General features: G+C 70.1%; 10 protein-coding genes. 3 read left to right on the forward strand and 7 right to left on the reverse strand.

Going from position 1 to position 9,792, the window contains the following annotated elements; genetic code table 11:
* The 5 genes from Q0M60_RS13145 to Q0M60_RS13165 form a co-directional block, all read right to left on the reverse strand.
* On the reverse strand, positions 1-1,460 hold a 1,460-nt coding region (locus Q0M60_RS13145), incomplete at its 3' end, for an SDR family NAD(P)-dependent oxidoreductase (protein WP_296820303.1).
* Positions 1,457-1,885 carry a thiol-disulfide oxidoreductase DCC family protein gene (locus Q0M60_RS13150; protein ID WP_296820305.1) on the reverse strand — a complete coding sequence of 143 codons (429 nt, stop codon included), beginning with the start codon at positions 1,883-1,885 and terminating at the stop codon, positions 1,457-1,459. The genes Q0M60_RS13145 and Q0M60_RS13150, both read right to left, overlap by 4 nt.
* Positions 1,882-2,265, reverse strand: a complete 384-nt coding sequence (locus tag Q0M60_RS13155) for a RidA family protein (protein WP_296820307.1) — start codon at positions 2,263-2,265, stop codon at positions 1,882-1,884. The genes Q0M60_RS13150 and Q0M60_RS13155 overlap by 4 nt, the downstream gene beginning before the upstream one ends.
* Positions 2,262-3,893 carry a M28 family peptidase gene (locus Q0M60_RS13160; protein WP_296820309.1) on the reverse strand — a complete coding sequence of 544 codons (1,632 nt, stop codon included), beginning with the start codon at positions 3,891-3,893 and terminating at the stop codon, positions 2,262-2,264. Before Q0M60_RS13160 ends, Q0M60_RS13155 begins: the two co-directional genes overlap by 4 nt.
* Before the next feature lie 73 nt (positions 3,894-3,966).
* Positions 3,967-5,631, reverse strand: a complete 1,665-nt coding sequence (locus tag Q0M60_RS13165; protein WP_296820310.1) for a M28 family metallopeptidase — start codon at positions 5,629-5,631, stop codon at positions 3,967-3,969.
* Between the two features lie 108 nt (positions 5,632-5,739).
* Between Q0M60_RS13165 and Q0M60_RS13170 the strand changes: the two genes are divergently transcribed.
* A complete protein-coding gene (locus Q0M60_RS13170) occupies positions 5,740-6,618 on the forward strand; it encodes an MBL fold metallo-hydrolase (protein ID WP_296820312.1) in 879 nt (292 codons plus the stop codon).
* A 2-nt stretch (positions 6,619-6,620) separates the two neighbouring features.
* On the opposite strand, the gene rnd is transcribed toward Q0M60_RS13170, so the two are convergent.
* Positions 6,621-7,769 (reverse strand): ribonuclease D, encoded by a 1,149-nt coding sequence (rnd, locus tag Q0M60_RS13175; protein ID WP_296820314.1) that lies wholly within the window; start codon positions 7,767-7,769, stop codon positions 6,621-6,623.
* Between the two features lie 75 nt (positions 7,770-7,844).
* Here rnd and purM point away from each other — a divergent pair, with 75 nt between their 5' ends.
* Entirely contained in the window at positions 7,845-8,870 is a 1,026-nt protein-coding gene (gene purM / locus Q0M60_RS13180; RefSeq protein ID WP_296820316.1) for a phosphoribosylformylglycinamidine cyclo-ligase, read from the forward strand.
* A complete protein-coding gene (purN, locus tag Q0M60_RS13185; protein WP_296820318.1) occupies positions 8,867-9,439 on the forward strand; it encodes a phosphoribosylglycinamide formyltransferase in 573 nt (190 codons plus the stop codon). The genes purM and purN overlap by 4 nt, the downstream gene beginning before the upstream one ends.
* A 257-nt stretch (positions 9,440-9,696) precedes the next feature.
* On the opposite strand, the gene Q0M60_RS13190 is transcribed toward purN, so the two are convergent.
* A partial coding sequence (locus tag Q0M60_RS13190) for a nucleoside-diphosphate kinase (protein ID WP_296820319.1) occupies positions 9,697-9,792 on the reverse strand: 96 nt, incomplete at its 5' end.

Here is a 9,792-nt window from a genome sequence, read left to right on the forward strand (position 1 = left end):
AGGCGGCCCTCGGACGTGGTCAGCCGCAGGTCCATGGCGGCGAGGCCGAACCGCTCCCTCACCCGCCCGCCGTCGCGCGGGTGCGAAAGGACGCTGGAGAAGACGCCCTTGCCGATGCGCCGCCGCCAGACGGAGCGCAGGCCGTCCGCCTCGATCTCGACCCGCGCCTCGCAGTCCGGATCGTCGCCGGCGAAACCGATCAGGCGCGCGACGAGGGCGGCGAGAGGATTGGCCGCACCCGTCGCCCTGGCCCGACCGGTCCAGACGGAGCGGCCGGGCGTCTCATGCAGCGCGCGGATCGGCGCCGGCAGGCCGTCGAACTCGGGCCCGATCGCGCGGCGATAGAGGGCGGCGCGTTCGACCGTGGACGCCGTGGCGAGGCCCAGACCCGCCATCTCGGCCTCGATGTCCTCGCGGCTGAGGACGCCAACGCAGGCGCGCGCGCCCGCGGCGACCCCGCCTCTTGCGATCGCCTTGATGGCCGCCAGCGCCGGCAGGCTAGGCGTCACCGGTCCGGCGCCGGGAACGGCCGTCAGGAGCCAGACGGCTCGAACCGACCTGCCCTCCGCATCCAGGCCATAGGCCTCGACCCGCATCGCGCCCCGGTCCGAGCCGAACGGGGACAACAGGCCGGACAGCCGAACGAGCGACGGCGCCAGCGCCGTCAGCCGCGCGCCGGTCAGGGCGCTGAACTTGCCCAGCAGCCAAGCCCCGAAATGCGCCGCCGCGGGTTCCAGGCCCGCGAGAAACCAGGCCCGTTCGCGCACGGCGAACCGCTGCGGCAGGAGATCGAGGTCCGGCGTCTCGCACAGCGAGACCCAGCGGCGGCCGGCTCTGCCCATGTCGCGGAGATGAAGCCCGCTCCAGCCCGGACGATCCCGCCAGCCGCCGCCCTCGAAGACCCTCACCGGTCGGCCCAGCCAGGAAAGGATGGCCTGCATCACTGACAGACCGCGCGGCGCGCGAGCGCCCGGCGAGATCGCGGCTTCGACCGACACCACCTCGCGCCAGCCGGCGGTCAGGTCGTCGAGCACCGCGTGGGACAGAGCCGGCGTCGAGCTGCATCCGGTCAGGGCGACGAGCCCCTCCTCGCGCGCCGCCTCATCCAGTTCGGGGAATCGCCCGACGAAATCGCGCGCGTCGGCCAGGTCCACATAATGGAGACCCGCAGCGATCGCCGCGGACGCGACGGTCGGCCGGGCGCCCTGGAATGGCCCGGCGCAGTCCGCGACGATGCCGGCGCCGGTCGCTCGAATCTGCTCGGCCGTGACCCTGGTGGTGTCGACGACCGCCGTGCGCACCACAGCGCTGGCGGGAGCGTCCCGCAAGCGCTCCGCGACCGCGGCGGCGCGGTCGGCGCTCCGGCCGGCGACCACTACCTCGAAGCCGTTGCGCAGCAGACCTTCCGCCAGGCGGGAGCCGAACACACCGCCCGCGCCGATGACGAGGACGCGTGTCATCCGAGGAATCTCGTTCGCTCTTCGGCGGTCGGGACCATGCACTGGTCAGTGCGCCCGAACAGGGCGTAGCGGTTACGTGCGATCCGGTCGTAGAGCCAGTCGCGGACGGGCTTCGGCGCGATCCGGCCGATACCGGTCCAGCCCCAGCCCGGCAGTTGCGCCAGCACCGCCAGTGCAGCGTCGGATTTGAACCAGGCGCGGCCGTCGAGGATCACCGCATTGGTCTCGGGCTGCTGCGGGTCGACGCCCAGGGCCTCCGCCAGCCGCCGGCCACGCTCGCTCTGGATGGTCACGAAGCGGAACCGGCCCGGCCGATCCCGGCGCAGCACGAACCGGACCCATCGCGAACAGAAGACGCACTGGCCGTCGAACAGGATGAGGCCGTCGTCCTCGGCCGACGCGACCGGGGACCAGTCGCGCCTCACGCCGCCGCCACGGCCTCGATCTCGACCAGCCAGGCTTCGTCGAAGATGCCGGTGATGATCACCGTCAGGGCCGGCTGGCGGCCGTCGAGCACCTCGAGACGGACGGCGCGGTTCTCCAGGGCGTATTTGCGGTCGGACAGGAAGGTGGTGACCTTGACCAGGTTGTCGAGCGTCATGCCCGCGGCGGTCAGCTGCGCCTCGACATTGGCCCAGCACTGGCGGCACTGGTCCTCGAAGGTGTCGGGTAGGGAGCCGTCGGGGCGGACCGGTATCTGCCCTGACAGATGGAGCCAGCGGGTTGCGCCCTCCACCTCGACGGCCTGCGGATAGCTGCCCTGCACGGGCGGCGAACCATCGCCGGTGCGGGCCGTGATCCTCACCGGCGCGCGGCGTCCGAAGCGGCGCGGGTGGCCGCGAACTCGGACGTCTCATGCCAGGTGGGCCAGCGCTCGCTGTTGGCCAGGTCCGTCGCCAGGCGGCGCAGCAACTCCAGGTTTTCCACCGCCGAGCGCCAGTCGAGATCGGCCGACCATTCGTCCGCGCGCCGGTGGTATCGGGTGGTCCACTGCTGGCGATAGGCCGGTTCGCCGGCCTCGCGGCCGCCCTCATCCCAGTCGACGCCGTGCCAGGGCATCAGCGAGGGTACGCCGGCGAGCGCATAAGGGAAGTGGTCCGACCGGTAGTAGAAGCCCTGCTCCGGCTGGCCGTCGTCGGTAATCACCCGGCCTTCCTCGGCGGCCAGCGCGGCCAGATCGTCCTCCAGGCTGTTTTGCCCCAGTCCGAAGATCGGCAGGTCCCGCGTCGGGGGCGACAGCGGCAGCATGTCGATGTTGATATCCGCGACCGTCGTCTCAAGCGGATAGATCGGATTTTCCGCGTAGTAGTACCCCCCCAGCAGGCCCATCTCCTCGGCCGCCATGTGGGCGAAGACGATGGTCCGTTCCGGCGCCGGGCCGCTGCTCAGAACGCGCGCCATTTCCAGCACGCCCGCGGTGCCGGAGGCGTTGTCCCAGGCGCCGTTGTAGATGGTGTCGCCATCGGAATCCGGTGTGTCGCGGCTGCCGACGTGGTCCCAGTGAGCCGAGACGATGACGGTCTCTTCCGGACGCTCCGTGCCGGGGATGCGGGCCATGAGGTTCCAGGTCTGGATCTCTTCGACCGTTTCGACGGCGTTCAGGGAAAGTCTCACGCCCTCGAGCACCGACGCCCGGAACGTCCCGTTCTCGGCCTTTGCGAAGGCGCGTTCCAGATCAAGTCCGGAGCCCTGCGCCCACTCGGTCAGCGGATCGATGGCGAGATAGCCCGTGGCTTCGATGTTCTCCACGCCGACAACCGTCGTGCTGGCAAGCGCCGACTGCGTCACCGCCCGGCCGAACGCCGGGTCGCCGGACGCGATCGGCAGAACGAACAGCACCGCCGCCGCGCCCCGGCGGAAAGCTTCCTCGGTCTTGTAGAGGTCCAGCGAATAGAGCGTCGGAAACTCGCCATTGAAGCGGGTGTCCGCAGGCTCCCCCATCATGACGATGACCACCGCGCCGGACACGTCGAGGTCGCCGTAGTCGTCCCAATCACGCTCGGGCGCGTGGATGCCGTAGCCGGCGAAGACCACCGGGGCGTTAGTCACCGAGGCCTGACCGTCGCCATAGGCCGCGCGGACCGTGGCCGCGCCCGCCGCCACCAGGTCGACGGTCCGCTGACCGATGCTGGCTGTCAGACTCGCGCCCGGCTGGGGCGTATAGCGGGTCAGGGTCACTGGCTGGCGCCACTGCCCGTCCGGCCCGGCGGGCTCCATGCCCATGGCTTCGTACTGGGCCTGAAGATAATCCAGCGTCAGGCGCTCCCCGTCGGTCGCCGGACGTCGGCCTCCAAAGGAATCCTGCGACAGGATTCGCACGTGCTCCGACAGCCGGTCGGCCTCGAACGTCGCCTGCTGGGCGCTTGCGCAGGCGGGTCCCACCGCCAGCGCCATGAGCGACGCCACGCCAACCAGTCTCATCCGAACGGGCATACAGTGCCTCCCCTCGCCTTTCGGCCTGACTGGCACGTCGGGCGAGGGGCGCACAGTTACAGTTCCGTCAGGATCACTGACGCTGGCCGGCGGTCTGGTCGCGCACCGGGCGGAACTCGGTGCCCTCGTTCCAGGTCGGCCAGTCACGCGAGTTCGCGATCTCCAGGCCGATTCCGTAGAGCAGCATGATGTCCTGGGCCATGCCGTTCAGGTTCCAGTCCGCGGACCACTCGTCGTCGGCCTGGTGATAGCGGTTGGCGCGATAGTCATCCTCGGCCGCCACGACCGCGGCCCGGCCGCCGTCCACCAGGGCCGTGCCCCCGTCCGCGTACAGCATCGGCACGCCGCGCTTGGCCAGCGGGAAGTGGTCCGAGCGGAAGTAGTAGCCGGCCTCCGGCGAGCTGTCGGGCGACACCGTCCGATTCTGCATCGCCGCGTGCCGCGCCAGGTTTTCCTCCAGCGAGGAATAGCCCGAGCCGGTCACGCTGACATCGACCATGGGGCCGATCACGTTCATGCCGTCGATGTTGAAGCCCGCGACCGTGGTGGCCAGCGGATAGACCGGATTGGCGGCGTAGAACTCTGAGCCCAGCAGACCGCTCTCCTCGGCCGTGAAGCCGATCAGCACGATCGAGCGTTCCGGGCGCGGTCCCGAGGCGAACAGCCGGGCCAGCTCGATAAGGGCGGTGGTGCCCGTCGCATTGTCGACCGCGCCGTTGAAGATGGCGTCGCCGTTGGCGTCCGGTTCGCCGATGCCGATGTGATCCCAGTGCGCCGTGTAGAGGATCGTCTCCTCCGGATGCGTCGTGCCTGGCAGACGGCCGATGATGTTGTGCGTCTGCATCGTGTCGGTCGCGAGGTTGTAGTGGATGTCCGCGCTCGCACCCGGCAGCTCCACGCCACGGAAGCCGCGCACGCGCGCCTGGGCCTTCAGCGCGTCAAAGTCGAGACCGGCCTGGCGGAACAGTTCCACCGCCGTGTCGCGCGTCACCCAGGATTCCACCGCCGTCCGCTCGGCCGCCGGGTTCTGGCGCACGATGTCGAACTGCGGGCCGGTCCAGCTGTTGCGCACGGTGTTCCAGCCGTAGGAGGCGGGGGCGTCCTCGTGGACGATGATGACCCCGGCGGCGCCCTGGCGCGCGGCTTCCTCGTACTTGTAGGTCCAGCGGCCGTAATAGGTCATGGCCCGGCCGTTGAAGGTGTTCAGCGACGGGTCCTCGAAGTCCGCGTCATTGATCAGGACCACGGCGACCTTGCCGCGCATGTCCAGGCCTTCGTAGTCGTTCCAGCCGCGCTCCGGCGCATTGATGCCGTAGCCCACGAAGACCAGCGGCGCCTCGTGCAGCATGACGTGCGGCTGGCCCGGCAGGCGGGTGGAGATCACGACGTTCTCGCCCTGGACGAGGTTGCGGCTCCAGTCGCCGACGCGCAGCACGCCCGAGGCGTCCGACACCTCGAACCGGCGCAGGGTCACCGGCTGGACCCACTGGCCGTTCGGTCCGCCCGGCTCGAAGCCGGCCGCGGCCCACTGGCTGGAGACGTAGTCGATCGTCATCTGCTCGCCTTCGGTGCCGATGCCACGGCCCCCGAACTCGTCTGACGAAAGGACGCGGATGTGCTCGGACAGGTCGGCCGTGCTTGTGGGGGCCGGGCCCGAGGGGTCCATCAAGCCGGGCGCGCCGGCGCCGCAGGCGGCCAGAAGAAGGGCGGCCGAAGCGGCCAGGGCGGAGCGGATCATACGGACAGCCTCCTCAAACTGAACGGCGGCGGACCCTAACGGCGCCGGGTCGGCCTGTCACGGGCCGCCCGTTGCCGCCGCAAGCTTGGCCGCTGTACAGTTCCCGACATGAGCGGCACGCCTTCGCCGGACGTCACCGGCTTCTTCGATCCGGTGACCCATACGATCACCTATCTGGTCGCAGACCCGGCGACGGGCGCAGCGGCGATCATCGATCCCGTGCTCGACTACGACCCCGCCTCGGCGCGCACCTCGACCGGCTCGGTCGACAGGGTGCTGGCCGCGATCGGGCAGAGCGGCCTGCGGCTGGAGCGCGTCCTGGAGACCCACGCCCACGCCGATCATCTCTCGGGCGCGGCCGTGATCCGCGAGCGTACCGGAGCCCGGGTCGGGGTCGGCCGGTCGATCACCGGGGTCCAGAGCACCTTCGCGCCGCTGTTCGAGGCGGACGACGTGGTCCCCGACGGCTCGGCCTTCGACGACCTGTTTGACGATGGAGAATCCTTCCCCCTGGGCGGCCTGACCGTCGAGGTGATCCACACGCCCGGCCACACGCCGGCCTGCGTCAGCTACCGGATCGGCGACGCGGTCTTCGTCGGCGACACGCTTTTCATGCCCGACTACGGCACCGCGCGCTGTGACTTCCCGGGCGGCGACGCCGCGACCCTTTACCGATCCGTCCAGCGGATCCTGGCCCTGCCCGAGGCCACTCGAATCTTCGTGGGCCACGACTACCTGCCGTCCGGCGGGGGGCGAACCGACTTCGCCTGGGAAACGACGGTGGCCGCCGAGAAGGCCGACAACATCCACGTCGGCGCCGGCCGCTCCGAAGCGGAGTTCGTGGCCATGCGCCAGGCCCGCGACGCCACGCTCAAGGCGCCGCAGCTGATCCTGCCGGCGCTGCAGGTCAACATCCGCGCGGGCCACATGCCCCCTCCCGACGCGTCGGGCGCCGTCTTCCTCAGGCTGCCGGTCGACCGGCTCTAGCGCTATTCGATCTCGACGACCTCGACGCGCGCGCCGGACAGCACCAGGGCGATCTCGCCCCGCTTCAGCTTCAGCGCGTCCTCACCGAACAGGTCCCGCCGCCAGCCCTGCAACGCGGGCACGTCCGCCGTATCGCTGATCGCGATCAATTCCAGGTCCGCCGACGAGGCGACCAGCTTGGGCGCCACGCCCCGATTCTCGCATTTGGCCTTCAACAGCACCTTCAGCAGTTCCACTACCGACGCCGGCGCCGGCTGACGGGACTGCGGCCGGGCCACGTCGGGCGCATGAGCCTCGGGGTCGCCCAGCACCTGCGTCAGGGACGCGATCAGGTCCTGTCCCATGCGCGAGGCGCCGAAGCCCTTGGGGACCGAGCGCAGGCGGTTGAACGCCTCGGCGTCGGTCGGAGCCTGGGTGGCCACCTCGTCGATGGCGTCATCCTTGAGGATGCGGCCGCGCGGCTGGTCCCGCTCCTGGGCGGTGCGTTCGCGCCATTCGGCGACAGCCTTGAAGGCCGCGAGATACTTGGCCGAGAAGCGTTTGGGCTTGAGCCGCTTCCAGGCGTTCTCCGGCGTCACGTCATAGAGGGCCGGGTCGGTCAGGCCGGCCATCTCCTGGGCAACCCACTCCAGGCGCCCCTCTTTTTCGAGCCGATCGCGCAGCTTGGGATAGAGCTTGGCCAGGTGGGTCACGTCGGCCAAGGCGTAGTCGTACTGGGCTGTGGTCAGCGGCCGGCGCGCCCAGTCGGTGAAGCGGCTGCCCTTGTCGACCTCCTTGCGCAGCATCTGCCGCACGAGCGAGTCGTAGGCCACCTGCTCGCCGAATCCCGCGGCCATGCCGGCCACCTGGGTGTCGAACAGCGGCACGGGCATGGCGCCCAGCCGGTTGAAGATTTCCACGTCCTGGCGGGCCGCGTGGAAGACCTTGGTGATCTTCGGGTCGCGCAGCAGATCGAGGAAGGGCGCAAGGTCCAGGCCGTCGGCCAGCGGATCGATGACCGCCTCGTGCTCGGGCGTGGCGGCCTGGATCAGACACAGCTTGGGCCAGTAGGTCGTCTCGCGCATGAACTCGGTGTCCACGGCGATGAAGGGAGCGGAGGCGACGGCGGCGCAGAACTCGGCCAGGGCGTCGTTGGTCGTGATCGGATTCATCGGCTAGCTATAGCCTCGCCCGCCCTCGCCGTGGCAAGAGCGCGGCGCTGATTTGCCGCCAGACGGACAGAAACCATGACGGACCGGCCCAACGGCCTCACCTACGCCGACGCCGGCGTGGACATCGACGCGGGCGAAGCGCTGGTCGAGGCCATCAAGCCGCTGGCCCGCGCGACCCGCCGGCCGGGCGCGGAGGCCTCGCTGGGCGGATTTGGGGCACTGTTCGATCCCAAGGCCGCCGGCTTCAACGACCCGCTTCTGGTCACCACCACGGACGGCGTCGGCACCAAGTTGAAGATCGCCATCGAGACCGGCCGCCACGACCACGTCGGCATCGACCTGGTCGCCATGTGCGTCAACGACCTGTTGGCGCAGGGCGCCGAGCCGCTGATGTTCCTGGACTATTTCGCCACCGGCAAGCTGGAGGTCGAGGTCGCCCGCCGCGTCGTCGCCGGCATCGCCGAGGGCTGCAAGCTGGCCGGCTGCGCCCTGGTCGGCGGGGAGACCGCCGAGATGCCGGGCATGTACGGCGACGGCGAATACGACCTGGCGGGGTTCTCCGTCGGCGCGGTCGAGCGCGGTCAGGTCCTGCCCCGGCTGGACGACCAGAAGCCCGGCGATGTGATCATCGGCCTGGCCTCCTCCGGCCCGCACTCCAACGGCTATTCCTTGATCCGGCGCATCGTGGAGCGGTCGGGTCTGGGCTGGGGCGCGGACGCGCCCTTCGACGCCAGCCGGACCCTGGCCCAGGCGCTGATGGAGCCGACGCGCATCTACATCAAGGCGGTCCTGCCCCTGATGAAGGCGGGCCGCATCAAGGGCGGCGCCCACATCACCGGCGGCGGCCTGATCGAGAACCCGCAGCGCGGCGTGGCGGATGGCCTCAAGCCCCTCTTCGACTGGGACGCCATGGCGATGCCGTCCCTGTTCGCCTGGCTGCAGGAAGCCGGCGGCGTGGCCGAGCACGAGATGCGCCGCACCTTCAACTGCGGGGTCGGCTTCGTCCTCTATGTGGCAGAGGATGATGCGAATTCGGTCATCGCGGAGCTGAACGCCGCAGGCGAGACCGTCTTCGCCTGCGGAAGCCTGCAGCCGGCATGAAGGCCAAGGTCGGCGTCCTGATCTCGGGCGGCGGCTCCAACATGGCCGCCCTGATCGCGGCGGCCAAGGATCCCGCCTATCCCGCCGAGATCGCCTGCGTCATCTCCAACAATCCGGACGCGGGCGGCCTGGCCAAGGCGCGGACGGCGGGCGTCGAGGCGCTGGCCATCGATCACCGGCCGTTCGGCAAGGATCGCGAGGCGCACGAGCGCGCCATGGACGCCGAGCTCCGCGCCCGTGGCGTCGAGTGGGTCGCCCTGGCTGGGTACATGCGCCTGCTGACCCCCTGGTTCGTCCGCGCCTGGGAAGGCCGGATGCTGAACATCCACCCCAGCCTGCTGCCCCTCTATCCAGGCCTGCACACGCACCAGCGCGCCATCGAGGCCGGTGACGCTGAAGCCGGCTGCACGGTTCACCTCGTCATCGACGAGGTCGACGCCGGGCCGGTCCTTGGCCAGGCGCGGGTGCCGGTCATGCAGGGCGACGCGCCTGAGACCCTGGCGGCGCGTGTTCTGGAGGCGGAGCACCGGCTCTATCCGGCGGCGCTCGCCGCCGCGATCCGGGGCTAAGCGGGCCTCAAGCTCGGGCGAACCCCCGCGTTTCTGGCGGCAACACCGATCAATTTCCAGGACTTGCGTAAATGCGACCGCCGTTTCCGCACGTCGCTTCACACCGGCCTACCATCGGCCCGTCGGTCTTTGACATCGAGGGTGTCGCGGATCCGCGGTGTGCCCGGCTGTCGCTCTGTCGCTGTGTCGCTGTGTCGCCAACGAAAAAGGCCCCCGGGGGTCGCCCCGGAGGCCTCGATCTTCGCCGTCAGGCCGGCCTAGCCGACGATCTGGTCGTCCGTGAAGAACTGGGCGATCTCGATCTTGGCGTTGTCGGCCGAATCCGAGCCGTGCACCGAGTTCTCGCCGACGTT

The organism is Brevundimonas sp., assembly GCF_024711105.1.
Taxonomy (GTDB): Bacteria; Pseudomonadota; Alphaproteobacteria; order Caulobacterales; family Caulobacteraceae; genus Brevundimonas.

Coding starts and splice junctions, on each gene's coding strand:
- Q0M60_RS13160 (WP_296820309.1), bottom strand. CDS start 3,893: ATGCCCGTTCGGATGAGACTGGTTGGCGTGGCGTCGCTCATGGCGCTG.
- Q0M60_RS13165 (WP_296820310.1), bottom strand. CDS start 5,631: ATGATCCGCTCCGCCCTGGCCGCTTCGGCCGCCCTTCTTCTGGCCGCC.
- Q0M60_RS13170 (WP_296820312.1), top strand. CDS start 5,740: ATGAGCGGCACGCCTTCGCCGGACGTCACCGGCTTCTTCGATCCGGTG.
- rnd (WP_296820314.1), bottom strand. CDS start 7,769: ATGAATCCGATCACGACCAACGACGCCCTGGCCGAGTTCTGCGCCGCC.
- purM (WP_296820316.1), top strand. CDS start 7,845: ATGACGGACCGGCCCAACGGCCTCACCTACGCCGACGCCGGCGTGGAC.
- purN (WP_296820318.1), top strand. CDS start 8,867: ATGAAGGCCAAGGTCGGCGTCCTGATCTCGGGCGGCGGCTCCAACATG.